Annotated in this window: 30 protein-coding genes and 1 tRNA gene; 13 read left to right on the forward strand and 18 right to left on the reverse strand. The window is 58.5% G+C overall.

What is annotated here, in order from left to right:
- Positions 1 to 36 precede the first annotated feature (36 nt).
- A complete protein-coding gene (rpoD, locus tag AC2FF8_RS08870) occupies positions 37 to 2025 on the forward strand; it encodes an RNA polymerase sigma factor RpoD (protein WP_170346534.1) in 1989 nt (662 codons plus the stop codon).
- 161 nt (positions 2026 to 2186) lie between these two features.
- Here the strand turns inward: rpoD and AC2FF8_RS08875 are convergent, their stop codons facing one another.
- Positions 2187 to 3227: a helix-turn-helix domain-containing protein gene (locus AC2FF8_RS08875; RefSeq protein ID WP_496879480.1), complete on the reverse strand. Its 1041-nt coding sequence runs from the start codon at positions 3225 to 3227 to the stop codon at positions 2187 to 2189.
- Positions 3228 to 3687: 460 nt separating this feature from the next.
- Between AC2FF8_RS08875 and AC2FF8_RS08880 the strand changes: the two genes are divergently transcribed.
- The 4 genes from AC2FF8_RS08880 (at position 3688) to ribD (ending at position 6215) form a co-directional block, all read left to right on the forward strand.
- On the forward strand, positions 3688 to 4092 hold the full coding sequence (locus tag AC2FF8_RS08880) for a hypothetical protein (protein ID WP_170346536.1): 405 nt from the start codon (positions 3688 to 3690) through the stop codon (positions 4090 to 4092).
- 21 nt (positions 4093 to 4113) lie between these two features.
- Complete coding sequence (locus AC2FF8_RS08885; RefSeq protein ID WP_496879481.1) at positions 4114 to 4527, forward strand: secondary thiamine-phosphate synthase enzyme YjbQ; 414 nt, start codon at positions 4114 to 4116, stop codon at positions 4525 to 4527.
- Between the two features lie 120 nt (positions 4528 to 4647).
- Positions 4648 to 5118, forward strand: a complete 471-nt coding sequence (gene nrdR, locus AC2FF8_RS08890; protein ID WP_117869416.1) for a transcriptional regulator NrdR — start codon at positions 4648 to 4650, stop codon at positions 5116 to 5118.
- Positions 5115 to 6215, forward strand: coding sequence for a bifunctional diaminohydroxyphosphoribosylaminopyrimidine deaminase/5-amino-6-(5-phosphoribosylamino)uracil reductase RibD (gene ribD / locus AC2FF8_RS08895; RefSeq protein ID WP_425078009.1), 1101 nt, complete (start codon positions 5115 to 5117; stop codon positions 6213 to 6215). The genes nrdR and ribD overlap by 4 nt, the downstream gene beginning before the upstream one ends.
- A gap of 2 nt (positions 6216 to 6217) precedes the next feature.
- Here ribD and AC2FF8_RS08900 read toward each other — a convergent pair whose 3' ends face one another.
- The 3 genes from AC2FF8_RS08900 to AC2FF8_RS08910 all read right to left on the reverse strand — a co-directional run bounded on the left by AC2FF8_RS08900 (position 6218) and on the right by AC2FF8_RS08910 (position 10734).
- Positions 6218 to 8218: a capsule polysaccharide biogenesis protein gene (locus AC2FF8_RS08900; protein WP_496879482.1), complete on the reverse strand. Its 2001-nt coding sequence runs from the start codon at positions 8216 to 8218 to the stop codon at positions 6218 to 6220.
- Positions 8219 to 8221: 3 nt separating this feature from the next.
- Positions 8222 to 9355, reverse strand: coding sequence for a polysaccharide biosynthesis/export family protein (locus AC2FF8_RS08905; protein WP_496879483.1), 1134 nt, complete (start codon positions 9353 to 9355; stop codon positions 8222 to 8224).
- 80 nt (positions 9356 to 9435) lie between these two features.
- On the reverse strand, positions 9436 to 10734 hold the full coding sequence (locus AC2FF8_RS08910; protein ID WP_496879484.1) for a capsule polysaccharide biogenesis protein: 1299 nt from the start codon (positions 10732 to 10734) through the stop codon (positions 9436 to 9438).
- A 142-nt stretch (positions 10735 to 10876) separates the two neighbouring features.
- On the opposite strand from AC2FF8_RS08910, the gene AC2FF8_RS08915 reads away from it, so the two are divergent.
- From AC2FF8_RS08915 to AC2FF8_RS08935, 5 genes are all read left to right on the forward strand, one after another.
- On the forward strand, positions 10877 to 11464 hold the full coding sequence (locus tag AC2FF8_RS08915; protein ID WP_170346542.1) for a riboflavin synthase: 588 nt from the start codon (positions 10877 to 10879) through the stop codon (positions 11462 to 11464).
- A 99-nt stretch (positions 11465 to 11563) separates the two neighbouring features.
- The gene (ribB, locus tag AC2FF8_RS08920; protein ID WP_496879485.1) at positions 11564 to 12685 is read left to right on the forward strand and encodes a 3,4-dihydroxy-2-butanone-4-phosphate synthase; all 1122 of its coding nucleotides are present in this window, start codon (positions 11564 to 11566) and stop codon (positions 12683 to 12685) included.
- A gap of 2 nt (positions 12686 to 12687) precedes the next feature.
- Positions 12688 to 13239: a 6,7-dimethyl-8-ribityllumazine synthase gene (locus AC2FF8_RS08925; RefSeq protein WP_496879486.1), complete on the forward strand. Its 552-nt coding sequence runs from the start codon at positions 12688 to 12690 to the stop codon at positions 13237 to 13239.
- The gene (gene nusB, locus AC2FF8_RS08930) at positions 13236 to 13718 is read left to right on the forward strand and encodes a transcription antitermination factor NusB (protein WP_496879487.1); all 483 of its coding nucleotides are present in this window, start codon (positions 13236 to 13238) and stop codon (positions 13716 to 13718) included. Before AC2FF8_RS08925 ends, nusB begins: the two co-directional genes overlap by 4 nt.
- Before the next feature lie 59 nt (positions 13719 to 13777).
- Entirely contained in the window at positions 13778 to 14083 is a 306-nt protein-coding gene (locus AC2FF8_RS08935; protein ID WP_170346546.1) for a hypothetical protein, read from the forward strand.
- 214 nt (positions 14084 to 14297) lie between these two features.
- Here AC2FF8_RS08935 and AC2FF8_RS08940 read toward each other — a convergent pair whose 3' ends face one another.
- Both AC2FF8_RS08940 and AC2FF8_RS08945 read right to left on the reverse strand, forming a co-directional pair.
- Complete coding sequence (locus AC2FF8_RS08940; protein ID WP_496879488.1) at positions 14298 to 14723, reverse strand: SRPBCC family protein; 426 nt, start codon at positions 14721 to 14723, stop codon at positions 14298 to 14300.
- A complete protein-coding gene (locus AC2FF8_RS08945) occupies positions 14716 to 15039 on the reverse strand; it encodes an ArsR/SmtB family transcription factor (protein ID WP_170346548.1) in 324 nt (107 codons plus the stop codon). Before AC2FF8_RS08945 ends, AC2FF8_RS08940 begins: the two co-directional genes overlap by 8 nt.
- Positions 15040 to 15153: 114 nt before the next feature.
- On the opposite strand from AC2FF8_RS08945, the gene AC2FF8_RS08950 reads away from it, so the two are divergent.
- The gene (locus AC2FF8_RS08950; protein ID WP_496879489.1) at positions 15154 to 15585 is read left to right on the forward strand and encodes an MmcB family DNA repair protein; all 432 of its coding nucleotides are present in this window, start codon (positions 15154 to 15156) and stop codon (positions 15583 to 15585) included.
- 2 nt (positions 15586 to 15587) lie between these two features.
- Here AC2FF8_RS08950 and AC2FF8_RS08955 read toward each other — a convergent pair whose 3' ends face one another.
- Positions 15588 to 15776, reverse strand: a complete 189-nt coding sequence (locus tag AC2FF8_RS08955) for a DUF6324 family protein (protein ID WP_117869403.1) — start codon at positions 15774 to 15776, stop codon at positions 15588 to 15590.
- Positions 15777 to 15853: 77 nt separating this feature from the next.
- Between AC2FF8_RS08955 and AC2FF8_RS08960 the strand changes: the two genes are divergently transcribed.
- Positions 15854 to 16336, forward strand: coding sequence for a GNAT family N-acetyltransferase (locus AC2FF8_RS08960; RefSeq protein WP_170346550.1), 483 nt, complete (start codon positions 15854 to 15856; stop codon positions 16334 to 16336).
- A gap of 47 nt (positions 16337 to 16383) precedes the next feature.
- A tRNA-His gene (locus AC2FF8_RS08965) sits at positions 16384 to 16460 on the forward strand.
- A 95-nt stretch (positions 16461 to 16555) separates the two neighbouring features.
- Here the strand turns inward: AC2FF8_RS08965 and AC2FF8_RS08970 are convergent.
- The 11 genes from AC2FF8_RS08970 to pyrG form a co-directional block, all read right to left on the reverse strand.
- Complete coding sequence (locus AC2FF8_RS08970; RefSeq protein ID WP_170346551.1) at positions 16556 to 17362, reverse strand: ABC transporter permease; 807 nt, start codon at positions 17360 to 17362, stop codon at positions 16556 to 16558.
- Positions 17359 to 18246, reverse strand: coding sequence for an ABC transporter permease (locus tag AC2FF8_RS08975; protein WP_257600833.1), 888 nt, complete (start codon positions 18244 to 18246; stop codon positions 17359 to 17361). The genes AC2FF8_RS08970 and AC2FF8_RS08975 overlap by 4 nt, the downstream gene beginning before the upstream one ends.
- Positions 18247 to 18327: 81 nt before the next feature.
- On the reverse strand, positions 18328 to 19077 hold the full coding sequence (locus AC2FF8_RS08980; protein WP_152457566.1) for a transporter substrate-binding domain-containing protein: 750 nt from the start codon (positions 19075 to 19077) through the stop codon (positions 18328 to 18330).
- A gap of 33 nt (positions 19078 to 19110) precedes the next feature.
- Positions 19111 to 19887: an ABC transporter ATP-binding protein gene (locus AC2FF8_RS08985; RefSeq protein WP_170346552.1), complete on the reverse strand. Its 777-nt coding sequence runs from the start codon at positions 19885 to 19887 to the stop codon at positions 19111 to 19113.
- Positions 19888 to 19996: 109 nt separating this feature from the next.
- The gene (locus AC2FF8_RS08990) at positions 19997 to 20764 is read right to left on the reverse strand and encodes a phosphate/phosphite/phosphonate ABC transporter substrate-binding protein (RefSeq protein WP_496879490.1); all 768 of its coding nucleotides are present in this window, start codon (positions 20762 to 20764) and stop codon (positions 19997 to 19999) included.
- Entirely contained in the window at positions 20761 to 21198 is a 438-nt protein-coding gene (locus AC2FF8_RS08995; protein ID WP_170346554.1) for a tellurite resistance TerB family protein, read from the reverse strand. The genes AC2FF8_RS08990 and AC2FF8_RS08995 overlap by 4 nt, the downstream gene beginning before the upstream one ends.
- A gap of 20 nt (positions 21199 to 21218) precedes the next feature.
- Positions 21219 to 21668 carry a tellurite resistance TerB family protein gene (locus AC2FF8_RS09000; protein ID WP_152457570.1) on the reverse strand — a complete coding sequence of 150 codons (450 nt, stop codon included), beginning with the start codon at positions 21666 to 21668 and terminating at the stop codon, positions 21219 to 21221.
- Between the two features lie 42 nt (positions 21669 to 21710).
- A complete protein-coding gene (locus AC2FF8_RS09005) occupies positions 21711 to 22001 on the reverse strand; it encodes a DUF1330 domain-containing protein (RefSeq protein WP_496879491.1) in 291 nt (96 codons plus the stop codon).
- A gap of 78 nt (positions 22002 to 22079) precedes the next feature.
- Positions 22080 to 22856 carry an isocitrate lyase/PEP mutase family protein gene (locus AC2FF8_RS09010; protein ID WP_496879492.1) on the reverse strand — a complete coding sequence of 259 codons (777 nt, stop codon included), beginning with the start codon at positions 22854 to 22856 and terminating at the stop codon, positions 22080 to 22082.
- A gap of 168 nt (positions 22857 to 23024) precedes the next feature.
- The gene (locus AC2FF8_RS09015; RefSeq protein WP_170346557.1) at positions 23025 to 23507 is read right to left on the reverse strand and encodes a bacterioferritin; all 483 of its coding nucleotides are present in this window, start codon (positions 23505 to 23507) and stop codon (positions 23025 to 23027) included.
- A 123-nt stretch (positions 23508 to 23630) separates the two neighbouring features.
- Positions 23631 to 25274 carry a CTP synthase gene (pyrG, locus tag AC2FF8_RS09020; RefSeq protein WP_170346558.1) on the reverse strand — a complete coding sequence of 548 codons (1644 nt, stop codon included), beginning with the start codon at positions 25272 to 25274 and terminating at the stop codon, positions 23631 to 23633.
- Positions 25275 to 25327: the final 53 nt, after the last annotated feature.

Here is a 25327-nt window from a genome sequence, read left to right on the forward strand (position 1 = left end):
GCTGAGACGAATCACCCATCCCTGCAGGAGCATTGAATGGCCGCCAAGGATACGAACGAAGACCGCAAATCCGACGAGCAGGAACAGGAAATCTCGCTGGACATGAGCCAGGCGAACGTCAAGAAGATGATCGCCGAAGCTCGCGAGAAAGGTTACATCACCTACGACCAGCTCAATCAGGTGTTGCCGCCTGATCAGGTCAGTTCGGAACAGATCGAAGACGTAATGTCGATGCTGTCCGAGATGGGCATCAACATCATCGAAGATGAAGAGGCCGAAGAAGAAGAGAACAAGGGCTCGACCGAACTGGTTGCCGCGGAAAGCAACCGTGAGGTGGCACTGGCCGGTTCCGGTACTGAAAAGCTGGATCGCACCGACGATCCCGTGCGCATGTATCTGCGTGAGATGGGTTCGGTCGAACTGCTGAGCCGAGAGGGTGAGATCGCAATCGCCAAGCGGATCGAAGCCGGTCGCAACACGATGATTGCGGGCCTGTGCGAAAGCCCGCTGACCTTCCAGGCGATCACCATCTGGCATGACGAATTGCTGTCCGAAGACATTCTTTTGCGGGATGTCATTGATCTGGAAACCACGTTCGGCAACCAGTTGGACGAAGACGGCGACGTTGATGAGCCGGTCGTTGATACGACGGCGGTGCAGGCGAACAAGCCAGCCAAGGATACCGGCCCCGAGCTGGATGCGGATGGCAACCCGCTGAACAACGACGACGATGACGATGACGACGACCAAGCCAACATGTCGCTGGCCGCGATGGAAGCGGCGCTGAAGGATCAGGTCCTGACCACGTTGGAACGTATCTCGACCGACTTTTCGATGCTGTCAGAAATGCAGGACAGCCGGATTTCGGCCACGCTGAACGAAGACGGCACTTTCAGCGAAAAAGACGAGGCTACTTATCAGAAGTTGCGGGCCGAGATCGTCGAGCTGGTGAATGGTCTTCACCTGCACAACAACCGGATCGAGGCGCTGATCGACCAGCTTTACGGCATCAACCGCCGTGTCATGTCTCTGGACAGCGCGATGGTCAAGCTGGCCGATCAGGCACGTATCAACCGCCGCGAGTTCATCGAAGCTTACCGGGGCCGTGAACTGGATCCGAACTGGCTGGCCGAGATGGCCGAAAAGCCGGGCCGTGGTTGGCAGATGTTCATCGAACGCTCGACCGCGAAGGTCGAAGAACTGCGCAACGATATGGCTCAGGTCGGCCAGTATGTCGGTCTGGATATCTCGGAATTCCGCCGCATCGTGCAGCAGGTTCAGAAAGGCGAGAAAGAGGCGCGGCAGGCCAAGAAGGAAATGGTCGAAGCGAACCTGCGTCTGGTGATTTCGATCGCCAAAAAATACACGAACCGCGGCCTGCAATTCCTTGATCTTATTCAGGAAGGCAACATCGGCCTTATGAAGGCGGTGGACAAGTTCGAATACCGTCGCGGCTACAAGTTCTCGACCTATGCGACCTGGTGGATCCGCCAGGCGATCACCCGCTCGATCGCGGATCAGGCCCGCACGATCCGTATTCCGGTTCACATGATCGAAACGATCAACAAGCTGGTGCGCACGGGCCGTCAGATGCTGCATGAAATCGGCCGCGAGCCGACGCCGGAAGAGCTGGCCGAGAAGTTGCAGATGCCGCTCGAGAAGGTGCGCAAGGTGATGAAGATCGCCAAAGAGCCGATTTCTCTGGAGACGCCGATCGGCGACGAGGAAGACAGCCAGCTGGGCGATTTCATCGAGGACAAGAATGCCGTGCTGCCGCTGGACAGCGCCATTCAGGAAAACCTCAAGGAAACCACCACACGGGTTCTGGCCTCGCTCACCCCGCGCGAAGAACGGGTTCTGCGGATGCGCTTCGGCATCGGCATGAACACCGACCATACTCTGGAAGAAGTCGGCCAGCAGTTCAGCGTGACCCGCGAACGGATCCGTCAGATCGAGGCCAAGGCGCTGCGGAAGCTGAAGCATCCCAGCCGTTCACGAAAACTCCGGTCTTTCCTGGATCAATAAGAACAAAGTTCAATAAGAACGAAGGCGCCCCGTCAGAGGCGCCTTTTTTCGTTCACATTGGCTGGTTCTCGCATCACGTTGGCGCGAATGCACAAGGCCGGGGCGGTGTGCCTTTCTATATCGGTCTTGTCCACTCATGGGACAGGCCGGGGCGAGGCTTTTCAGGCTGATGACCCCCGGCCAGCTGTCCGAATGGGATGTTCCACCCGGGTCTTGAAGGCGCTGGGCGGCTGACCTGTCCACCGTTTGAAGGCGGTCGAAAAAGCCGCCTGATCGGCATACCCCAGCGCATATGAGATTTCAGACAGAGTCATGCCATTTGTGATGAAAGTCTGGGCCAGATCACACCTTAGATCGTCTACAATATCGCGATAGCTTGTGCCTTCATCCTTGAGACGTCGGCTGAAGGTTCTGAGGCTCATCCCCAGATCAGCCGCCGCATCTTCGGCTTGCAGGATTGCGCCGGGCAGGGATCGGGTGATCAGCCCTTCGACGCGGGCGCGGGTCTTGTGCTTGGCTGGTGTTTTCTCGGCCAGCAGACGTTCACCGTATTCCAGCAAATGCTCCCGCAGCTTGGGATCATAGGTCGGCACCTTCAGTTCCAGCGCAGAAAGCGGCAGAATGATTTCAATCTTTTCAGCTCCGAAAATCACCGGGCAGCCCGCCAGCTTTTCGTAGGTTTTGACGTGGTTTCCAACTTTGTGCTGAAAGCGCATCTCGATCGGGTACACGTTCACCTGCGTGAGGTTCCTCATTCTGGCCAGCGCGGCAAACAGCAGGAATTCCGTGCGCCGATGATAGCGGGCAAAGCTGGCATCTTTCCAATCGGCCTCGAGGGCTGCGAAGTTGCCGGCAACACGTAAGCTGAGCCCGATGGCCGGATCGATGATGCCGTGAAAGCGTGACAGGTTTTCCATCACCTGCCTCAAATCGCGTGAGTATTTACTGATATACCCCGTCACGGTCGAAGCCGACGTGACCTCGAGCCCTGTGCGAGCCGCAAATGTAATGTCACCAACGGCGTCACAGGCGTGCCGGATGAACAGGGCCTCTTTATGTGCGCTGTAAACTGCGGCAGGGGGCGCGGTATCTTGCTGACGCAGCCCGGCTTGCTTCAATACCCGTTGGGATAGTTCACTGTTTTCGGCGTGGCGATCCAATGCTTGGATCAAAAAATGTAGTCGGCCGATATCTACGTCCATCGTGGTACAACACCTTACGTTCTCAAATGCATTAACAGGTTATCACGGAAGTTCCTTTTTTGACTTTGGCTTTTGGCAAGAAGGATTTTGCACGCGAGCATCACGTGTTGGCAAGTTCTCGAAAGGTTTTGACCGAAACGCGCATGAAGTAAAACGCACGGCTGTCCAAATCAGCTTTGTTGCCGGGTCGGGACCTTCATGGGGATGAGGTCAGAGCCTCGGAGAAATCACCAATCTCTGCTCAGGGCTCCCCGGCACGCTCATTTTCCCATAAGTGACGCATTGTTCTGCGACGCCGGGCTTGCGTCCGCTGATCCGTTGTCAAGGCGTGGCTCACGCCGGATCACGCTATGTACCAGGCGGGCTGAATTGATCGTGAGGCACCCTGTGCGCGCGGTGAAGTTCGTCTAACCTATCTGGAGACCATCCTTTGGACCAAGCAATCAGGGAAGAGATTACCATGAAACAGTCATATACCTTCGCCGCGCTGGCCGCCTTGACCCTCAGTATCCCCATGACCGCAGATGCTGCGCCGAATGGATTTCGAACAGAACCCATCAACGCCACTGATTTCGAGGTCATCCCGCGCGGTGACAAGCGTGTCGAAGGCTATTGGTGCGCGGCCGCGGATTATGCGCGCCGGACCTTGGGGTTGGGTTGGATGGACCGGGTTTATGTGTTGCGAGGATACGGGCCCAGCGTCACCACCGGGCGCAGAACAGCAGTTCAGTTTTCGATTAAGCAGCCTCAGTCCGTTGATGTGCAACCAAGCAGCTTTGTTTCGTTCGGTTTTCAGCCCGGTAACAGTGAATCTGTACAAGGTGCGAATGCACGGTGTAACTATCGACCGTTCTTCAATGACTGACAAACGCGCAGGATAGTCACGATGCAGACTGAATTCGTTTTGCACACCCAAGGGCCGGGGCTGTACGAATTCACGTCTGATGTGCTGCAATGGCTTGAACGGTTAGAGACGGATGGGGTTTTGACTCTGTTCGTTCGCCACACTTCCTGCTCGTTGCTGATCCAGGAAAACGCGGACCCCGAGGTTCAAACCGATCTTCAGGCGTTTTTCGAGCGGCTGGTTCCACCGTCAGACAACCCCGCCATGTCCTACCTGAGGCACACCTATGAAGGCCCGGACGATATGCCCGCGCATATCAAGGCTGCGCTCTTGCCGGTTTCGCTGACGATTCCGGTGTCGCAGGGTCGGCCTGTGCTTGGAACATGGCAAGGGATCTACCTGTTTGAACACCGCACTGTGCCGCATCAAAGGAAGGTTGCAGCGCATCTGGCCTGACCCTTTATTTAGCGGTTTGAATTTCCGACTACCCAAACCCTAGCGGCTGCCCTATAGTTGTGGATAAGTAAGCCGCAGCGCTTACAAAAAGAGGCCGAACATGGGACGAGGAGACGGCGGATGCGCTGCCCGTTTTGCGGAAATATCGACACTCAGGTGAAAGATTCACGCCCGGCAGAGGACCACGTGGCTATCCGCCGACGCCGGTTCTGCCCGGCCTGTGGCGGACGGTTCACGACCTACGAACGTGTGCAGCTGCGCGATCTGGTTGTCATAAAAACCAATGGTAAACGCGAAGATTTCGATCGCGACAAGCTGGAGCGTTCGATCCGTATCTCGATGCAGAAACGCCCCGTTGATCCCGAACGGATCGATCAGATGATTTCGGGCATCGTGCGCCGTCTGGAAAGCATGGGCGACACGGATATCCCGTCCAACAAGATCGGTGAGATCGTTATGGAAGCTCTGGCGCGGATCGACACTGTCGCCTATGTTCGCTTTGCGAGTGTGTACAAGAATTTCCAGGCGGCCGATGATTTCGAGGAGTTCGTCCACGAACTGCGCCCGCCGCAGCCTTCGACTGACGAGTGAACGAAACAGATAAGCGATTCATGGCGCTTGCCCTGTCTTTGGGGCGGCGCGGTCAGGGGACGTGTTGGCCGAACCCCGCCGTGGGGTGTGTCATTGTTCGTGATGACCGGATCATTGGGCGGGGCTGGACGCAACCGGGTGGCCGCCCTCATGCCGAGACCGAAGCGTTGGCTCAGGCCGGGCAGGGCGCACGTGGTGCGACCGCCTATGTAACGCTGGAACCCTGTGCCCATCACGGCAAGACGCCGCCCTGTGCCCAGGCCTTGATTGCGGCAGGGGTATCCCGCGTTGTAGCCGCTGTGGAAGATAGCGATCCGCGCGTGGCCGGGCAGGGTTTTGCCATGTTGCGCGAGGCCGGGATTGAAGTCGTAACCGGCGTTCTTGCGGAACAGGCAGAACGGGATCTGGAAGGCTTCTTCCTCAAGACTGAACAAGGCCGACCTTTTGTGACGCTGAAGATGGCCAGCAGTTTCGACGGGCGCATCGCAACCTCGACAGGGCACAGCCAATGGATCACCGGACCGCAGGCACGTCGTGTGGTCCATGCCATGCGCGCACGTCACGATGCGGTGATGGTCGGGGCAGGGACGGCGCGCGCCGACGACCCCTCGCTGACCGTACGGGATCTTGGCGTTGAGCATCAGCCTGTCCGCGTCGTGGTGTCCCGCCATATGGACATATCCCTGATGGGTCAGCTGGCGCGCACGGCCTCAAGGATACCTGTCTGGCTCTGCCATGCGCATCACCCGGATGCCGAGCGTGCACAGGCGTGGGAGGGATTGGGGGCAAAGCTGATCCCCTGTGCATTGAAAGACCATCATATCGATGCAGTGGATCTGCTTCAGCAACTGGGTCAGGCCGGTTTGACCAGTGTCTTCTGCGAAGGCGGAGCTGCGCTTGCGGCCTCGCTGCTGGCCGAAGATCTGGTGGACGAGTTGGTCGGGTTCACTGCCGGTTTAACCATCGGGGCCGAAGGACTGGCCGCGGTCGGGACACTTGGTCTGGAAACGCTGGAGGTCGCACCGAGGTTCGAATTGATCGAAACGCAGGCGGTCGGCGGGGATGTATTGCACCGTTGGCGCAGAGCGTCGGAATAACGTCAACGCCAAAGATGAGCGTGCGTCGCGAACGCGCCCTGAAGCTTTGACAGAAACCGGTTGAACGGACCGGAAGGTGCCGAATACCCCAGCGCCAAGCGTTCAACAGCCACTTCGACAGGGCAGGGTTGTCTGGTGATCGGATCGAAATAGCGTGGATAGTCAATCAAGGTGGCGTGCACCAGGCCCATCAGCGACGGCCGCGCACCTCGCCTGACGGGGACGGTATCCAGATCGGTGGTCAGGCCCCATCCCGCATAGAAGGGCGCGCCCAGGGTCGTGACCTTCACCCCGCGCAACAATGCCTCGAACCCCAACAGCGATGTCATCGTCCACACCTCGTCCACCTGCGTCAGCAACGAGGCGGGGTCAGTCCGGGTCACGACAAGGTCCGCAAGTGACTCTGCGTCTATCTGGCCATCCCGCAACCCGGCTTCGACATCAGGGTGCGGTTTGTAGATCAGGATTGCATCGGGGTTGGCCTCGCGCGCCGTTTGCAGCAGGTCCAGATTACTGCGCACCGTGTTGGTGCCCAGCAGGATCGAGGCGTCATCTTCAACCTGTCCGGGTACCAGAATTCGGTGCCCATGGGGCAGAACCGGCGCGGATTGGCCCGTGTTGTATTTGCTCAAACCATCGGCCAGCAATCTTTCAACAAGCCGTTCGGCACGTAATTCCTGATCCGGGCGCAATGTTGCACGCTCGCCTATCAGGTTTTCCAACTGGCTGGGTTTTGTGGGGTCGTAGTAGATGCCGATTTCGTCGGTTACCAGGGATAGAGGCGGAACAAGTGCTGCGCCCAATCCGCGTGAACGCAAGAAGCCGTCTTCCACACGAACGGCCCCTTCGGCGTCGCGCGCCTGACTGGCCCACACCATATGGGGGCGATCCGAGGTGTCGGGCTGTGTGGACGTAAAGCGCAACTTGCCATGTCGCCCGAAAATCTGCTGCATGTGCCTGCGTTTCCACAGACGCATGCCTGCGGCAGTCCAACCGTGCCTGTCCTGACGCCATGCGCGGGTCTGTGCCTCCAAAATGTCCAGAACCGTTTCCAGTTCGCACAGCTGATCGCGAAAGGGGTCGTACCAGGTCGGGTAAAGCAGCATCGCGGCCGCGAACAGTTGCGCGCGGGTCAGGTTGCGCTGTCGGCGTTGGACCGGGAATTCATCCTGCGTCAGGCTCCAACCGGCATAGAACGGTTGACCGAAAATGCGCGGCTTGTGACCGGCCAGGATTGCTTCAAAGCCCAGTTGCGACGACACGGTATAGACCGCAACGGCGCCGTCGAGCAGAGGCCAGGGGCTGATCGGTTTGTCAAACCACGTGACCCGGTCTGACAGGTCCTGATCGGTGAAATGCCCCTGACGATGACCCGCCATCGTTTCTGGATGTGTCTTGATCAGAATGCGCGCGCCGGGGTTTTCCTCCTGCGCGACCACAAGCATTTCAAGAAAACGGGCACGATTGGCACCGCTTGCCGTGACGGCGGCATCGCCAACCGTCTGGTCGACGACCAGTACATAACCGGGGTCGGGTGCGACAAGGTCGGGGTCAAACGCGGAATACTTGCTGAGGTGCAGTTCCCGGACTCGCTCCATCGCGGCACGCGCGCGGTTCAGCAGCGCGGTGTCGTCCAAGGGATCGGTGTTCAGCAGCTTCTCAAGGTCGGAAGGTTCTGCTGCATCGAAATGCGGGCCTGAACGGTCCAGCAAAAGGCCCAACGGGGGTTCACCGGCACGGCCCGGGTGCAGAGACCTGAGAAAGGCATCTTCGACCCGCAGAACCGGGGCATTGTGTTTTTCGGCGATGCGCAGGCCGCGATACGCGGTCGGGCTGTTGCCCCATATGCCCACGCAATCGCCATCCTTGGGAAGACCCAGACGAATGTCATATCCGGCAAGTGTCAGAATCCGTCTCAGGCGTTTCTGCGTCAGAAACCCGCCGTTGTAGACGAACAGCCGGGTGCGCTCGGCCCCGGCTGCGCTGTCCGGATCGGGTGCCATGCATCAGTTGCCGGTCAGCGTGGCGACGTTTGCGATGGGGGTCAGGCCACCAGCGATCAGCGAGATCGATTTGCTCCACTGTGCATAGGGTGCTTCGGTCACATAAATCGTATCATCGTCGCGGATCACGAAATCACGCGCGATGAACAGACCGTTGGGAGCCGTCAGATTCAGCAGGTAGATCATGCGTTGATCCCCCTTCAGGTCGGCGCGTCCCGTGATGCTGCGGGCGACGTCCTGGCGCTCTTTTCGCAGAATGAAAATGCCGGTTGGATCAGAGGACAGCGTCAGCAGACCACCGACCTGAGCCAATGCTTCCAGCGCAGACAGATCCTGGCTTTCAAAGGCGACGCGCGATTGGCCGCCTGTGGCACCTAGTGCGATGTATGATCTGCTGTCTTCTTCCACCAAAATGCGGTCTCCGCCACGCAATGCGACGTCCAGTTTCGGGTTGCGGAACAGGTCTTCGTACCAGACGGTGCCCTTTTGATCCCCTCGGATCAGAGTCACCAACGCGATATCTGACGCTACAGAAACCCCACCCGCCTGAGACAGCATGCCAAGCAGGGAACGGGTTGGGCGTTCGATCGGATAGATGCCGGGGGATGCGACAGTTCCCGTAAGCGAGACGGTGGAACCGTCACCCGCAACACGCCGCACTTCGATCTGTGGGTCCGGTGTCTGTTCCCGCAGCTTGTTCGTGATCAAAACGCGAAGCTGTTCCGGCGTGTTTCCCGCGGCCCGGATCCGACCCGCGTAGGGGACGAAAATGAATCCATCGCTGTCGACCTGAACTTCATCCAGGGCGGTTGCCGTACCGGTTTCGCCGGATAGCAACCCGTCGTCCACGTTTTCCCATATGGTCAGGCCCAGCACGTCGCCGGGGCGAACAGTGTCGGCGGTCAAGGCCTGGGCGCTGCTGAACGAGGAAGAAAAGCCAAACTGAGGCACGGCGGATGTAAGGCGTGTCACGCGGTCATCGACTTCGACGACAAACGCGTTGCCGCCATTCTGGACCGCACCAGCCAGAATTTCGGTCTTGTTCGGCCCGGATTTCGGAAGTTGGCAGGCCGCCATCAAGCCGATTGCGGCCACAAGGGAAACCCCCCGCATCCATCGCTTAGGAGAGAATTGCACTGCCGGATATCCTCAGTCTTTTGTTGTTGCGGCGAGATTAGCCGGTAAACAGCTCAACTTCCAGTCACAGAGCGCCCGAACTACTCGACGATTTTCAACTGTGGCGTCGGTGCCTCGTTCTTGTTCAGAAGGGCCTGATAAGGGTCGCTGCTGCTGAGCATCATGTCCACGGCGCGGCGCAACAACTGCCGACGGCCGCGCCGGGAATAAAAACCGCCCGGCACCTGGCTGGTTTCCAGCAGGAATTGCCGGTAACAGCGATAGGCGTCGACATCCGGCGCGTCTGGTTCAGCAAAAAAAGCGGCGATCGACTGCTGTGATACGAAGTCGGTCTTGTCATAAACCGAACGTCCGAAAATACGCAGCGGAATACCCCGCCACAAGACCTGCTGGCCCGCAGTGGAATTCACGGTGACGGCCGAATTTGCCTCATCCAGCAAACCTGCCAGTTTTCCGCCGGGGACATAGTGAACACGGGTCTGCACCCCGTGTTTCCTGGCAATCTCCATGGCGCGCAGGTGCAATGGTTCACGGTGGTTTTCCAAAGGGTGCTCTTTCACGACCAACCTGTGATGCGCCGGTGCGCCTTGCGCGAATCCTGCGATGACCAGTTCCAGAAAATCGGACATGCAGGCGAATTCGGAATGGGCCTGAACCGAACTGTCATGCCCGAGTTGCAGCAGCACGAGGTGATACGGGAAGCCCCCCCATCTGACGCGCGCCGTGGCCACGCTGCGTTGCAGGCGATGAAAAGGCATCAGCATCAGACGTTTGAAATACAACCGGAATTCCTGTGAAACCGGCAGATCACGATGAGGCCGGAAGTTGCGGTATCTCTTGTTCAGGAACATGACGAACCAATGATAGAGGGCACCGTAGAAGATGTGTTGCCGCATATCCCCCCAATGCGACGGAGGCGGCGGCGCTTTGCTGTCCGACTGGGCCAGAGCCTGCCGCATCCGGTCCACATCCAATGACATCAGGCGCGAGTGTCCGTTTGATCCATCCCGCTCGTACGTGACCCACCAGGGCCGCAGGTAGCCTTCTTCGAAAACGTGAATTGTCAGCCCACGCGACTTCGCAATCTCAACTGCGCGGGCGTGGACCGGTCTCGTGTCGCCATAAAGAACGATATCCGTGACGCCCTTGTCGGCAATCAATCTGTTCAATGTCTCGGGCCAATCGCCGGGCGTGTTCCGGAATGCGATGAAACTTGCCTTGTCGAACCAGAACGCCTGATCGCCCGCATTGAAACCAACCCGCCAGACCTGTGCCCCCGTGGCGCGCAACATCTGCCCGAGTGACGAAAAAAACGGCCCGTGAGGTCCCTGAAGGAACAGGAAGACCCGTTTATCTGAGCCTGAAGGCATTTGCGGCATCTGGACTGCTCTTTTGGTTTTTTGTTGCGGAAACTATGCCTGTTTGGGCCTGGTACGGCAAGGCGGGGCTTGCCCGCGCGGCCCATTGGGCTTACCTCGACTTTGAAAAGCAGGCACAGGTTAGGAACTGAGGGTTAACGGAATGTTCACAGGGATCGTCACCGACATCGGCACCGTCACCGAGCTGGAACAGCAGGGGGATCTGCGCGCCCGGATCAGGACGGCCTATGACACGGCCAGTATCGATATCGGTGCTTCGATCGCCAGTGATGGTGTGTGCCTGACGGTGATCGCGCTGGGCGACGATTGGTATGATGTTCAGATCAGCGCCGAGACGGTTTCGAAGACCAACCTTGATACATGGGCCGTCGGCAAACGTGTCAATCTGGAGCGTGCGCTGAAAGTCGGCGATGAACTGGGCGGTCACATCGTTTCGGGTCATGTGGATGGCGTGGCCGAAGTGGTCGCGGTCGAGGATGAAGGCGACAGCACACGTGTCACCTTGCGCGCACCGAAGGAACTGGCCCGTTTCATAGCGCCCAAAGGGTCGGTTGCGTTGAACGGGACATCGCTGACGGTGAATGACGTGAGTGATTGCGAGTTTGGCATCAATTTCATCCCTCACACCAAGGAAGTCACGACCTGGGGCGATGTCGGTGTGGGCGATCGCGTCAATCTTGAGATCGATACGCTGGCCCGGTACGTCGCGCGTCTGGCCGAGATGTCCTGATACGTCGCGTCGGAAAGCACCTGCGCCGTTTGTGGACTGGTCTTTGCGCCCTCAGTGGTCTATTCCGCCGAGCAAACCCGCCATGTGAAAGGCTGCCCCATGAGCTTTGAAACCCCCGGACCGGTCGAGGCCCAGTTGCGTGACGCGATCAGCCCGATCGAAGAAATCATCGAAGAAGCGCGCGCAGGCCGGATGTACATTCTGGTCGATCACGAAGATCGTGAAAACGAAGGCGATCTGGTGATCCCGGCCGAGTTTGCGGATGCCGAGGCGATCAACTTCATGGCCACCCACGGGCGCGGTCTGATCTGTTTGCCGATGACGGCGGAACGGATAGATGCGCTGGGGCTGCCGATGATGGCCGTGAACAACTCGTCCCGGCACGAGACGGCCTTTACGGTTTCGATTGAGGCGCGCGAAGGTGTCAGCACCGGGATTTCAGCCGCCGACCGGGCGCTGACCGTGGCGACCGCAATAAATGAACAGAATACGATGGCGCATATCGCCACCCCGGGCCATGTCTTCCCGTTGCGGGCAAAGCGGGGCGGGGTGCTGGTGCGCGCAGGCCATACCGAGGCCGCCGTGGATATCTCGCGCCTTGCCGGGCTGAACCCGTCAGGCGTGATCTGCGAGATCATGAATGAAGACGGAACCATGGCGCGCCTGCCGGATCTGGTCGAGTTTGCCAAAAAGCACGACATGAAAATCGGCACGATCAGCGATCTGATCAGTTACCGATCGCGCAACGACAATCTGGTTGTCGAGACTTCTCGTCAAACAGTCACCTCGGAATACGGCGGTGAGTGGGAAATGCGGATTTTCACCGATCAGACCCACGGCATTGAACATGTTGTCATGATCAAAGGCGACATCACCACGCCCGAGCCCGTTCTGACTCGCACGCACGCCCTGCATGAAGCGCCGGATATCCTGGGGCTTGGCCCGAAATCATCGCGCGAGCTGCCGCGCGCGATGGAAAAGATCGCCGAAGAGGGCCGCGGAGTGGTCTGCCTGTTCCGCCAGCCGCGCAACTCGTTGTATGCGGTCGAGGATGAAGGCCCGCGCACCATCAAGCAAACCGGTCTGGGGGCGCAGATCCTGTCCAAGATGGGGATTCAGGAACTGGTGCTTCTGACCGACTCTCCTGAAACGGTGTATCTTGGGCTGGACGCGTTTGGTCTGTCCATCGTCGGTACCCGCTCGATTCTGAAGGAAGACTGAACATGGCTGAACAAGACAAACACGGAATTCTGCCGACACCCAGCTTCGACAAGCCGGTGAAACTGCTGATCGTGGCGGCTCCGTTCTACCGCTCGATCGCCGACAACCTGATTGCGGGTGCCACGGCCGAGATCGAAGCGGCTGGCGGCACCTGCGAAGTGGTCGAAGTGCCCGGAGCGCTGGAAATTCCCACAGCCATCGCCATGGCCGACCGACAGTGCAACTTTGACGGCTATGTCGCGCTGGGCTGCGTCATTCGCGGTGAGACCACGCATTACGAGACCGTCTGCAACGATTCCAGCCGCGCGATCCAACTGCTGGGCCTACAGGAGCTGTGCATCGGCAACGGCATCCTGACGGTCGAGAATGACGAGCAGGCCGAAGTCCGCGCCAATCCCGAAAAGATGAATAAAGGGGGCGGCGCGGCCGCTGCGGCCTTGCATCTGATCGCGCTCAGCCGTAAGTGGGGCGCTTCGAAAAAGGGCGTCGGATTCAAGCCGCCGTCCGAGTCCATCCTGGTGGCGGGCGACAACAACGGACCCACGACAGCATGACCCAGACAGACACGCCGAAACCGGCAAACAGGAAACGCCTGATGAAATCCGCCGCGCGGCTTTATGCCGTGCAGGCGCTGTTCCAGATGGAGCAGTCGGGCCAGACGACCGAGCAGGTGGTCAACGAGTTTCTGGACCATCGGTTCGGCGCGGTCTACGAGGGCGACGAGATGCTTGAGGGCGACAGCACGCTGTTCCGCAAGCTGGTGGATGACGCCGTGAACTATCAGGCGCCGATCGACCAGATGACCGACCGCGCGCTGGTGGCGAAATGGCCGATCGCGCGCATCGACCCGACCCTGCGCGCGCTGTTCCGCGCGGCGGGTGCGGAGCTGACCCAAAGCGACACACCGCCCAAGGTGGTGATCACCGAGTTTGTCGATGTGGCACGTGCCTTTTTCCCTGAGGGTAAAGAACCAAAATTCGTCAATGCCGTGCTGGATCACATGGCGCGCGAGGCCCAGCCCGAGGCGTTCTGACACGTTTACCTGAACCAGACTTGCGCTAGCATTGTCAACAAAGCGCAAGGAGGTTCGCCATGCCCAAACTGATCCGCCTTTATATCACGCAAGTCGCCTGGGGTTTTGTCATTTCGGCCGTGTTTGTCGGGGTGCTCTTGGCGCTGAATGTCGCGAATCTTCGGCACCTGATCACCGGGTCGGAAATCGGCCTGATCGCGTTGGTGATGATCTGGTTCATGAACGGTATCGTCTTTGCCGGCGTTCAGTTCGCGTACAAGATCATGAGCATGGCGGAAAAGCCGCAGGGGCCACGTCGGGGAACACCGGTCGCACACAGTTTCGAGCCGGCAGCCGTGAAACAGGAAGCCCACGCAGGGCGCTGATATTTCAGGGAAAGTGCGGCGGGACCACCAGTCAACCGTGCGGTTTGATTCCCGAGGACCTGTATGTACAGGTGGGCGCCGGGTAATCAGGCCAGGACCTGAACAGAGCCAGCCCCCTCGGAATTGCTTAAGGCCACCAGAATGCTACCTGTCACAAGAAGGGCAGAACCCGCCACGCGCTTAAGTAGGGTGTCTGACGGGTTCGCGCAAGAGGTCAGGCGACAACAGTTTCGTGCAATGCCAGACGCAACTTGCCGAAATGTTCGTCCCATCCTTTGTCCAGGGCCAGGATCAGATCAAACGCTGCGACGCCTTGCGGTAATCCTTCGTGCACAAGCTCAAGACGTGTGCCGCCCAAGACCGGCTCCAATGTCCATTTGACCACGCTTACAGCGTCTCCCATCGGTTTGACGGTAAAGGTGTGTTCAAGGTATTTCGGGGGGCGGGCGACACGGACCTCTCCCCAGATCAACAAGTCGCCGCTTGTTGTGCCGAACATCTCAAGCCTCTGACCTTCTGCCAGTGTTCTTTCAGGTTTGTGGAACCATTCCGCCAGATGCTCAGGTTCCGTCAGATAGGCCCAAACGGTTTCCGGTTCCGCCCTGAGGAAAATCGATTTCTTCAATACAGCATCAGTCATTTTGTTTCCTTTCAATGGCTTCCTTGAGAGAGTTGAGGCGGTCGTCCCAGAACTGGTCAAAATAGCTGAGCCAATCGAGCACTGGGGCCATACCCTGTGGTTCAAGTCGATTGATGCGTTCCCGGCCGCGCGCTTCGACTGTGATCAATCCACCGTCGGACAGAACCGTCAGGTGCTTTTTGACCGCAGCCCGGGTCATGTCGAACCGGTCCGTCAACTGCCCGATCGTCATGTCCTGTGACGAGAGCAGTCGCACGATGTTCCGGCGTGTGGGATCGGCCAGCGCACGAAACGCGTTTTGAGTTTGGTTCTCCATAAGCAACCCCCGAAATAATACCTTTTGGTGTCACATTAATGCGATACCAATAGGTACTGTGTCAAGGTGCAAAGATACTTTACATTTGTTCGCTAATTGTTCACATTTTCAGCTATGACTTTGGATCTGCAACCTGGACAGAGACTGGCACGTGGCGTCGCGCGGCATCTTTCGGCGCATGGCTTTGTTTCCGTAGAGGAATTCGTGCCTGCGCGCGGATTGCGCGTAGATGTCATGGGGCTGGGGCCAAAGGGTGAGTTGTGGGTGATTGAATGCAAATCCAGCCGTGCCGATTATCAGTCGGATTCGAAATGGCAGGGCTATTTGGAATGGTGTGACCGATTCTTCTGGGCCGTCGATACAGAATTCCCGACCGATCTGTTGCCTGATGAAACAGGCCTGATCATCGCCGATGCCTATGATGCGGAAATCGTGCGCATGGCGCCCGAGGACAAAATCGCACCGGCGCGGCGCAAGAAGATGATCCAGAAATTTGCAACGGATGCCGCGCGCCGCTTGCAGGCACTTCGGGATCCCAGGCTGTAAGGTCAGCCTTTGACGGCGAGGGCGGCTTGTATCGCGGCGCGAATTTCGTCGGCGATTTCTTCTGCTTCTTCCGGGTCAAAATCCATCGGTATTTCGATGCCGTCAGCTTCGATGAACAGGCGGACCATACCCTGATCGGTCGGACCGATTTGCAGGTTTGCCTGAATGTCGCGTTCGGTATTGATGCCCATCTGTGCCTCCGAGACTGAGCGTTCCTGCTAGCGCGCACGGGGTTGAGAATCAAGTCACCTTTGCGGTCAGATGAGACATGGAAGACGCCGTTCTCAGATCCTTTCGCCCCGATGACGCCGCGTGGCTGGTTGAGCAGCACGGTCTGCTTTATGCGCGCGACGAAGGGTTTGATGACAGCTTTGCCCCCTTGGTGGCCAGCATCCTTGATGATTTCATGGACAGCAGTGACCCCGAGCTTGAAAGAGGCTGGATCGCGGAACGGGAAGGGCAACGTCTGGGCAGTATTTTTTGCGTTTCTGTTGATCGAAATACCGCCAAGCTGCGGCTGTTTCTGCTTGTCCCGAAAGCACGAGGGCTGGGGCTGGGAAAGCGCCTGCTGCAAGCATGTACTGCCTTCGCGCGCGAGGCAGGATACCGGGAAATGGTCCTTTGGACGCACGAAAGCCATACCGCCGCATGCGCTCTGTACAAGGCGTCTGGCTGGGAGCTGATGGACAGCAAAGCGGTGCATTCCTTCGGTGTCGATCTTGTCGAACAAAGCTGGAAATTTCGGCTTTAATCCTCTTGCATTCCGCGGGCGTGTTCGGTACATCGCCCCTCACGAGTGCCGCCTTAGCTCAGTTGGTTAGAGCGCTGGATTGTGGATCCAGAGGTCCCCTGTTCAAGCCAGGGAGGCGGTACCACTTCCCCCCCCTTTGAATGTGCGGAAAAGCGCGCGGGCGCGCGGTGATTGGCGTTGATTTGGTTTTGTGTCCAGACGTGGCTGGCGCGCCGAAACTCAGCGCGCCAGGTTCAGTTTGAACCGCATCTTGGCCCGTTTTGCGACTGGCAGGTGCCGGTTCAGGCGTTTGTTGATCAGGCCAAAGCCTCCGACGATCACCAGCGTCAGCAGGATGAAATAGAACGCCAGTATCGGGTACGGGATGAACGGGTTGAACGTTTTGTCCGCAAAGTAACTGGCGTAATACAGGGCGTCTCCGCGTTGCTGCCATGCCGGGAAGGCTGAAAAGAAGACCAGCGTTGTTGCGTGGAAGAGAAAGATTGCTTCGTTTGTGTAGGCAGGCCAGGCAAGCCGCAACATGGTGGGCCAGACGATCCGACGAAAACGGGCCCAGCCTGACATGCCATAGGCATCCGCAGCTTCGATATCGCCCTTGGGAATGGACCTTAGCGCGCCATAGAAAATCTCGCCCGTATAGGCCGCGGTGTTGAGGAACAACACGATCAGCGCCCCCAGCCAGGCCGAGGTGAAGGCGTCGAACATCGGGTTGGATTTCTTCAGCGACAGGAACAGGAAATAGGCGAAGAAAAACTGGATAAACAAGGGCGAGCCGCGGAACAGGAAGATAAACCATTCCGAAGGCTTGCGGAGCCATTTGTTGCTGGATGCCTTACCTACTGCGAGGGCGGTGGCCAGGAAGAACCCGGTCGCCAGAGCCATGATCCCGAAATAGACATTCCAGATCATGCCCGACCCGATCAGTGTGAACTGTTCGCACAGGGTGAAGTCACTTTTGGGCAGCAGACGCTCGCCGATACCCAGGGACCGCAGGCCATAGTCTTGAATGGTTTGCAAGCAGCTCATGCCGTGGTCTCCTTGCGCAGAAGCTCGCCGCCTGATGTGGCCTGCCCGTGGGACAGCCGCCGCATCAGCTTCTCCAGCCCAAGTTCAGACATGCGCGTCATGCCGAGGTAGAAGACAAGCAGGAACAGGAAGTACCACATGCGCCAGTCGCCATGCGGATACTGGGTAAACTTGGACGTCTTGGTGCCGCCAAGTTCGCGGGCCCAATAGACGATGTCTTCGATACCCAGCAGGAACAGCAGCGGCGTGGCCTTGATAAGAACCATCCAAAGGTTCGACAAGCCAGGCAGGGCATAGACCCACATCTGCGGCACAAGGATGCGCCAGAAGGTCTGGCGACGGGACATGCCATATGCTTCGGCGGTTTCAAGCTGCGCGTGGGGCACGGCGCGCATTCCACCAAACAGTACGTTCGCGGCAAACGCGCCGAAAACGATTGAGAAAGTAATAACAGCCAGGAAAAAGCCGTAGGTTTCATGCATCCATTCCGGTGCGGTCCCCAATGGCAGCTTGGCCGCCTGACAGACGATAAAATCATTTCCCTGACGGATCGGGTCGGTCCATTCAGGGCACAGGATCTTATGCCGAGTCCATTCGAACGCCTGGTCCAAGGCTATCACGAAAAACAGGAAGAAGGCGATGTCCGGAACACCGCGCACAACGGCAATATATCCTTTACCCAGCCAGCTCAGAGGTGGGAAATGTGATCGGGCGGCCATTGCGCCCATAAAGCCAAACGCCAATGCAACCGGCGCGGTCACCGCCAGCAATCCCAACACCTTGAGGAAGGACAGGTAGAAGGACCAGTGCACGCCGTTGGTCAGGTAGCAGGAGAACCAGCGGAATGTTCCGAGCGTGTCAGGGTCAGCGCAATAGGAAAACATGGAGCGTCTTTCGAACGTCATACCCGGATTTCAACCGGGCAGGGTTCGGCGCGACGGACGCGCCGAACCGCTTGATACGGATTAGTTTGTAACGACCGAACCGTCAGCGTTGTAGGTCGGAACGCCTTCGCCGAACCACTTGATGATCAGTTCGTTCAACGAACCGTCCGCTTTCATCGAGGTAATCGCCTCGTCGAACTTTCCGCGCAGTTCGCCATCCGATTCACGGATGCCCAGCCCGATGCCACCGCCCAGCGGCACGTCATCACCCACGAAGACCAGTTCTCCGGCGGATTCTTCGACGATCGGCACCAGGAAGTCCTTGTCGGCAAACACGGCATCGGCTTCACCGTTGCGCACGGCTGCGATGGTTTCTTCCGGAGTTGCAAACTCGACCAGTGTCGCGCCCGACTCGGCTACGTGGCCTGCCTGAATGGTGGCGGTCTGTGCGGCAACGACGCCGGTGGTGACATCAACATCCTCAGACGCACCGACATAGGCCGAAGCCGCAGGCGGGAAGTAGTTCTGTGTGAAGTCGATGACTTCGTCACGTTCGTCAGTGATCGACATGCCTGCGATGATGGTGTCGTAGTTGCCCGAGACCAGGTTCGGAATGATCGAATCCCAGTCGTTCTTGACCCATTCACATTCCAGGTTCGCGCGCTTGCACAGTTCGTCGCCGACTTCACGCTCGAAGCCGTCGATTTCGCCCGCATCATTGATGAAGTTGTACGGAGGGTAGGCGCCCTCGGTCCCCATGCGGACCGTGTCGGCCATGGCGATACCGGCGGTCAGCGCCAGTGCGGCAGTGGACAGAATCAGATTTTTCATTGGTTGCTCCCCAGTTTGGTTCTGTTTTTGAAGTTAAGCCGCCTGAGTGGCGGAGAGAAAACCCCGAAGCCGTTCGGATTCAGGAGATGTAAAGATATCTTCCGGCGTGCCTTCTTCCTCGATCAGGCCCTGGTGCAGGAACACCACGTGGCTTGAGATGTCGGCGGCCATTTTCATGTCATGCGTCACGATGATCATGGTACGCCCTTCGGCGGCCAGGTCCTTGATCACCTTGATCACTTCCTGTTCCAGCTCGGGATCCAGTGCCGAAGTGGGCTCATCGAACAGCAGGGCTTCGGGTTCCATGCACAGGCCGCGGGCGATGGCGGCGCGCTGTTGTTGTCCTCCGGACAATTGCGCCGGATAAGCGTCGCATTTGTCGCCGATGCCAACCTTGTCCAGATACTTGCGCGCGCTGTCTTCCACCTCGGCCCTGTCGCGCCCCAGAACGGTCACTGGGGCCTCCATCACATTTTGCAGGATGGTCATATGCGCCCACAGATTGAACTGTTGAAACACCATCGACAGGTTGGTGCGTATGCGCAGGACCTGTTTGGGGTCGGCAGGACGGCGCCCGTGCTTTTCCCCGGACCATTTGACAGGCTCACCCTTGAAAAGGATTTCGCCCTGCTGGCTGTCCTCCAAAAGGTTGCAGCACCGCAGAAGCGTCGACTTTCCGGACCCGGACGACCCAATCAATGATACCACGTCACCGCGATGTGCCGTGATATCGACCCCCTTCAACACCTCTAGATTTCCGAAGCTTTTGTGAAGGTCTTTGATTTCGATGACGGGGGCAGTTTCTGTCACGGGCAGTCCAGTGGTTGGTGGTGTTGGTGCGGTACTAGGACCGAAAAAAAAGGTCAATGCAATGCGCAAATGACAGAATCAAGCGGAGAAACACCCAAATTGGCCAGAATCAGTCGACAAATCGGGCAGTCGCTGATCCGCCATCTTTGGGAGAAGGCGGAGTGGGCACAGCCAAGTAGTGCGCCGCGGGAATGTCGATCAACCCGCGTATATGCAGCAATCGTTGATCATCGTCGCAAAGCTGGTCAATCGCGGCCCGTACAGCGCCCGCAATGACCTGCGGATTCCGACCCATCGACGTGATGTAGGGAAGGGTCGGAGACGGAGTCGTTCTTGCCAGTTCGCGCAGTTTGGTCCCCAGATTGGTGTGTTGTTGCAGCATCAGCCATGTCAGTATGTCCAGCGCGGCAAAGTCGGCTTTGCCGTCTGCTACGGCTTGGGCGGACAGCGCATGCCCGCCGGTTTCCAACAGTCCGGCGGGGCGCAGGTTTGCCTGGGCCATATGTGTGATCGGAGCTGCCCAGCCGGATTGGGACAAGCCCTCATTATACGCGAACACGCCTGTGCTCAGCCCCGCCAGATCCCGGTCGTCGTCATGCCGCGCCACAAAGACCGAGCAATAATAGCCGGGGGGACATCCGGGCAGGCCATAGTCCGGGGTGCCAACCAGTTGCACGTCACCGTGCAATCGGGTTCGAAACGGCATGCCGCAGGTTTGTGCCAGAACCAGGTTCGGGGCTCGCCAGACCTCCCACACATCTTTGTCGCGGGTAAGGGTTTGGGGGCCTGATCCAAGTTCGGCGCGAATCAATCCCCAGAACCTATCATTGGCGGCTTGCAGGGAGGGCATGTCATACATGCCCAGCATGGCAATCACGATTTTGCAGCCTTTTGCCGTGCCAAAGCGGAATCCACGTCACTTACGCCCAGAAGACTGACCACCAGGCGCAGCAGCGAATCTTCCTCGCTGGTGCGGTGCCCATCGGCCAAAGCCACGGACCACAGCGCCTGAACGACCGCCAAGCGGTCTTCATAAGCAACCGCCTCTTTGATGGCTCGGGTAAAGCGGACGGTGTCCGGGGCCTCGGCCTCAAGATCTTCGGCGCGGGTGCGCAGGGCGGCGCTTTCGAACGGCGACAGGCCATAGCGTTGCGCCGAGATTCGGTCGATACGGGCCATTTCGGAATCGGAATAGTCATTGTCGGACCGCGCCAGTCGCACCAACAGGGCCGTCAGGGCAAGGCGGGCGTCATCGTCGACAAGAGGATCGGGCTGAGGCTGCGTAAGCCTGGAAAGAAACTCACTGAACATGCGTTAGATATAGCGAGCGCCTAACTCACATCCAAGCGGCTTTGAACGCGTTCACGTGCGGCCTTGCTGTCGTTAAAGCTCAACCCCATGGCAACGCGGGCTTCCTCGACGATTTTCACCTCGCCTTCGTCGGTGTTTCCATCCGCCAGGACAACTTCCCACAGCGCATCCAGTGCGGCCAGGCGTTCCTTCAGATCCGTGGTCTCGCGGATCAGCTTGCCGAAGGTATCGGTATCCGGCGCGGCCGCGTGAAGCTTTTCGCAAGTGGCGCGCACCTTGGCTGCTTCGATCGCGTTATGCTGGTAAAGACGGGCGAGGATTTTGTCGATCAGGCGGATCTCTTCCAGCTTGTAGTCCCGATCAGCCTGCGCCACGCGCACCATGAGCGCGCCCAGAGCAAGTTCGGCATCCGGGTCCGGAAGATGTTCATGCTGAGGCGGTCTGAGCGCCTGAAGGAACTTTTTCAACATGGCAAAAGGTTATTCCATATTTTGTGGTGCGCCAAGCGTAGTCTACACGTCATAGCCCTGAATGATCACAAGATCGCCCATCGAGACCGGGGCGCGCAGTGCTTTGGCTTTCTGGTATGCTTCGCTTTCGTAACAGGCAAGCGCATCCTCATAGCTGGGAAATTCGATCACGACGGTCCGGGCGCGCGCTGCGCCTTCCTTCACTTCGCGTTCTCCACCGCGCGCCAGAAAGCGTGCACCGTAAGCTGCAAAGGGTTCTGCATTTGCAGCAATGTAGGTCTTGTATGTGTCCATGTCGTCCACATCGACATGTGCAACCCAATAGCCTTTCATCGGGCTTGCCTCCTGTTCGGTTTCAAAAGCAGGGTGATGAGAAGTGGCGGCAATTGCAATCCCACAACTTCAGGGTGATCAGGTGCGGTAGTGAATAGCGGCATGCGCCTGATCTGTTAACCACTTGATCATCTGGCGATAAGGAACCGGACCATAGCTGACGCGCGCAACCCCCAGTTCAGCCAGACGCGGTGTGCCGGGGGTGCCGGGCAGGGCGATGATGTTGACCGGTAGGTTCGTACGCTCGCACAGATGGCCGATCATCGCCTCGTCTTTCAGCCCCGGAGCAAAAAAACCACTGGCGCCCGCTGCCTCATAGGCCGAAGCACGGGCAATGGCGTCGTTCAGCATCGCCTCATCATGTGTTTCCGCCGGGGCCTTCAGGAAAATGTCGGTTCTTGCGTTGACATAGGCAGGTATGCCCGCGTCTTCGCAGGCCCCGCGCATGGCTTCGACGCGTTTGGCCTGAACCGTTATATCGTACAGCCCGTCGCCGCCGATGATCTGATCTTCGAAGTTGAAACCAACCACGCCGCAACCCAGCGCACGCTTGACGTTTTGTGCAATGCCCTGTGGATCTTCGGCATATGCCCCTTCGAAATCCAGTGTCACCGGAAGATCAACCGCTGCAACGATGCGGCGCGCATTGTCCAATGCGGCCTCTAGCGGGATGTTCTGACCGTCGCCAAAACCCTGTGCCATGGCAACAGGTGCGCTGCCGGTGGCAATGGCTTGCGCGCCTGCATCCCGCACCGCGCCGGCACTGCCGGCATCCCAGATGTTGAACAGAATGACGGGGTCGCCCTTTTTGTGAAGGCTGATAAAGGTCTTCGCGCTTTGGGTTTGATCGCTCATCGGGGCTCTCCTGTCGTGGTGTGATCAACAGTTAACCCCATGAGGGCAGACCGAGTAGAGGTTTTTTTGCTCGGTCGCGTCACATTGAAGTGACGGAAACCGCATGACCCGGTCCACGGCAAGATGGTCCGAGCCATGCTGGTGCATGGGCAGGCGGCGGTGCGTGCCTCAGGCTTCTTCTGCCGCGCCGGATACGAATTTTGCGCTGAAGTTGGCCTCACCCAAACGCTTCAACAGGTTCAATTGGGTGTCCAGCCAGTCCTTGTGGCCTTCTTCTTCCAGCAAGATGCGTTCGAACAGGGTCCTTGACCCGACATCGCCGACTTCGGCGGCCTGCAACGCGGCCTTGGTATAGAAGTCGACCGCCTCGGTTTCATCCTTCAGATCCGCGGCAAACATGTCTTCCAGGGACCCCGCGGCTGCCGGACTTTTCTGAAACGCAAGCTCGGGCACGCCGCCAAGGAACAGGATACGCTCGATGAACGCGTCGGAGTGGCCCAGTTCTTCCTGCATTTCAGCGCGCATTTTTTCGGCAAGGATGTCCAGCCCCCAGTCCTCCAGCACATGGGCATGCAGCTGATACTGGTGCGCCGCCGTCAGCTCCATGTGAAGCGCTTGTTGAAGGTTGGTAATCGTTGTTGCGTTGCTCATCGGAAATCTCCTGAAACTCTGAACGGCATCGAACATGTGTAAGCAGAAGTTCTGCTTACACCCACAGTTAAGAGATCAGCCCACACAAAACAACGCGGGGTGACAGTCCGACACAGCCCTAGGTCAGACCAGGCGCGAGGTGTCTTTCGCAGCGCGGACAAAATCGCGGAAGAGGGGATGCGGGTCGAACGGTTTGGATTTCAGTTCCGGATGGTACTGCACGCCGATGAACCATGGGTGATCCGACCATTCCACGATCTCCGGCAAGCGACCGTCCGGCGACATGCCCGAGAAGTTGAGCCCCGCCTTTTCAAGCTGCTCACGGTACTTGATGTCCACCTCATAACGGTGACGGTGGCGCTCTTCGATTTGTGTGCCGCCATAAACCTCAGCGACTTTCGATCCCTCTGCCAGCACCGCGTTGTAGGCACCCAGACGCATGGTGCCGCCCTTGTCGTCGCCGACTTTGCGCTCGACCTTGTGGTTGCCCTGTACCCATTCCTTCAGATGGTACACGACGGGCTCAAAACGCTTTTTCCCGGCTTCGTGGTCGAATTCCTCGGACCCTGCTTCGGTGATGCCAGCCGCATTCCGGGCGGCCTCGATCACGGCCATCTGCATACCCAGGCAGATGCCCAGATAGGGGACTTTGTGTTCGCGCGCATATTGCGCGGCTTTGATCTTGCCTTCGGTCCCGCGTTCGCCAAAGCCTCCGGGGACGAGGATCGCGTGGAAACCTTCAAGGTACGGTGCGACGTCTTCGTTGTCGAACACCTCGGCGTCAACCCATTCGACCTTGACCTTGACCCGGTTGGCCATGCCGCCATGGGTCAGCGCCTCGGCAATCGACTTATAGGCGTCTTCAAGCTGTGTATACTTGCCCACGATGGCAACTTTCACTTCGCCCTCGGCGTTGTGGATGCGGTCGCTGACGTCTTCCCATTTTGCCAGATCGGGTTTGGGCGCAGGGCTGATCTGGAACGCGTCCAGAACGGCCTGATCCAGACCTTCGCGGTGATAGGCCAGCGGCGCGTCATAGATGGTGCTCAGGTCCTGCGCTGCGATCACACTGTCGGGGCGCACGTTGCAGAACAAGGCGAGTTTTTCGCGTTCCTTGGTCGGGATCGGCCCTTCCGAGCGGCAGACCAGAATATCGGGTGCCAGACCGATCGAGCGCAGTTCTTTCACCGAGTGCTGAGTCGGTTTGGTCTTCAGTTCGCCCGAGGCCTTGATGTAAGGCAACAGTGTCAGGTGCATGAAAATGCACTGCCCGCGCGGCTTGTCCTGGCTGAACTGGCGGATCGCCTCGAAAAACGGCAGGCCCTCGATATCGCCCACGGTGCCGCCGATCTCACACAGCATGAAATCAACCTCATCCTCGCCAATGGCGATGAAATCCTTGATCTCGTTGGTGACGTGCGGGATCACCTGAATGGTCTTGCCCAGGTAATCGCCGCGGCGTTCCTTTTCGAGCACGTTGGAATAGATCCGCCCCGAGCTGACCGAGTCGGTCTTGCGTGCGGCCACCCCGGTGAAGCGTTCATAGTGGCCTAGGTCCAGATCAGTTTCCGCCCCGTCATCGGTGACGAAAACCTCACCATGTTCGAACGGCGACATCGTGCCCGGATCGACGTTCAGATAGGGGTCCAGCTTGCGCAGGCGTACCGAGTATCCCCGGGCCTGCAACAAGGCGCCCAACGCCGCCGAAGCCAGTCCTTTGCCCAAGGACGAAACCACACCACCAGTGATGAATATAAAACGCGCCATAGTTTTTCGGCTGCTCCCGTGAGACGTCAAAATCAGCTGCCCGACGGTTTCGA

The organism is Ruegeria sp. YTSA144 (assembly GCF_059610125.1).

Bases quoted from the DNA above. Each gene is read 5' to 3' on its own strand.
- AC2FF8_RS08980 (WP_152457566.1), bottom strand. From the start codon at position 19,077: ATGAAAAATCTGATTCTGTCCACTGCCGCACTGGCGCTGACCGCCGGT.
- AC2FF8_RS08915 (WP_170346542.1), top strand. From the start codon at position 10,877: ATGTTCACAGGGATCGTCACCGACATCGGCACCGTCACCGAGCTGGAA.
- AC2FF8_RS08975 (WP_257600833.1), bottom strand. From the start codon at position 18,246: ATGTTTTCCTATTGCGCTGACCCTGACACGCTCGGAACATTCCGCTGG.
- AC2FF8_RS09010 (WP_496879492.1), bottom strand. From the start codon at position 22,856: ATGAGCGATCAAACCCAAAGCGCGAAGACCTTTATCAGCCTTCACAAA.
- AC2FF8_RS08935 (WP_170346546.1), top strand. From the start codon at position 13,778: ATGCCCAAACTGATCCGCCTTTATATCACGCAAGTCGCCTGGGGTTTT.
- nusB (WP_496879487.1), top strand. From the start codon at position 13,236: ATGACCCAGACAGACACGCCGAAACCGGCAAACAGGAAACGCCTGATG.
- AC2FF8_RS08900 (WP_496879482.1), bottom strand. From the start codon at position 8,218: ATGGCACCCGATCCGGACAGCGCAGCCGGGGCCGAGCGCACCCGGCTG.
- AC2FF8_RS08945 (WP_170346548.1), bottom strand. From the start codon at position 15,039: ATGGAGAACCAAACTCAAAACGCGTTTCGTGCGCTGGCCGATCCCACA.
- AC2FF8_RS08950 (WP_496879489.1), top strand. From the start codon at position 15,154: ATGACTTTGGATCTGCAACCTGGACAGAGACTGGCACGTGGCGTCGCG.
- pyrG (WP_170346558.1), bottom strand. From the start codon at position 25,274: ATGGCGCGTTTTATATTCATCACTGGTGGTGTGGTTTCGTCCTTGGGC.
- AC2FF8_RS08995 (WP_170346554.1), bottom strand. From the start codon at position 21,198: ATGTTCAGTGAGTTTCTTTCCAGGCTTACGCAGCCTCAGCCCGATCCT.
- AC2FF8_RS08960 (WP_170346550.1), top strand. From the start codon at position 15,854: ATGGAAGACGCCGTTCTCAGATCCTTTCGCCCCGATGACGCCGCGTGG.
- rpoD (WP_170346534.1), top strand. From the start codon at position 37: ATGGCCGCCAAGGATACGAACGAAGACCGCAAATCCGACGAGCAGGAA.
- nrdR (WP_117869416.1), top strand. From the start codon at position 4,648: ATGCGCTGCCCGTTTTGCGGAAATATCGACACTCAGGTGAAAGATTCA.
- AC2FF8_RS08880 (WP_170346536.1), top strand. From the start codon at position 3,688: ATGAAACAGTCATATACCTTCGCCGCGCTGGCCGCCTTGACCCTCAGT.
- AC2FF8_RS08910 (WP_496879484.1), bottom strand. From the start codon at position 10,734: ATGCCGCAAATGCCTTCAGGCTCAGATAAACGGGTCTTCCTGTTCCTT.
- AC2FF8_RS09005 (WP_496879491.1), bottom strand. From the start codon at position 22,001: ATGAAAGGCTATTGGGTTGCACATGTCGATGTGGACGACATGGACACA.
- AC2FF8_RS08925 (WP_496879486.1), top strand. From the start codon at position 12,688: ATGGCTGAACAAGACAAACACGGAATTCTGCCGACACCCAGCTTCGAC.
- AC2FF8_RS09000 (WP_152457570.1), bottom strand. From the start codon at position 21,668: ATGTTGAAAAAGTTCCTTCAGGCGCTCAGACCGCCTCAGCATGAACAT.
- AC2FF8_RS08970 (WP_170346551.1), bottom strand. From the start codon at position 17,362: ATGAGCTGCTTGCAAACCATTCAAGACTATGGCCTGCGGTCCCTGGGT.
- AC2FF8_RS09015 (WP_170346557.1), bottom strand. From the start codon at position 23,507: ATGAGCAACGCAACAACGATTACCAACCTTCAACAAGCGCTTCACATG.
- AC2FF8_RS08955 (WP_117869403.1), bottom strand. From the start codon at position 15,776: ATGGGCATCAATACCGAACGCGACATTCAGGCAAACCTGCAAATCGGT.
- AC2FF8_RS08875 (WP_496879480.1), bottom strand. From the start codon at position 3,227: ATGGACGTAGATATCGGCCGACTACATTTTTTGATCCAAGCATTGGAT.
- ribB (WP_496879485.1), top strand. From the start codon at position 11,564: ATGAGCTTTGAAACCCCCGGACCGGTCGAGGCCCAGTTGCGTGACGCG.
- AC2FF8_RS08940 (WP_496879488.1), bottom strand. From the start codon at position 14,723: ATGACTGATGCTGTATTGAAGAAATCGATTTTCCTCAGGGCGGAACCG.
- AC2FF8_RS08885 (WP_496879481.1), top strand. From the start codon at position 4,114: ATGCAGACTGAATTCGTTTTGCACACCCAAGGGCCGGGGCTGTACGAA.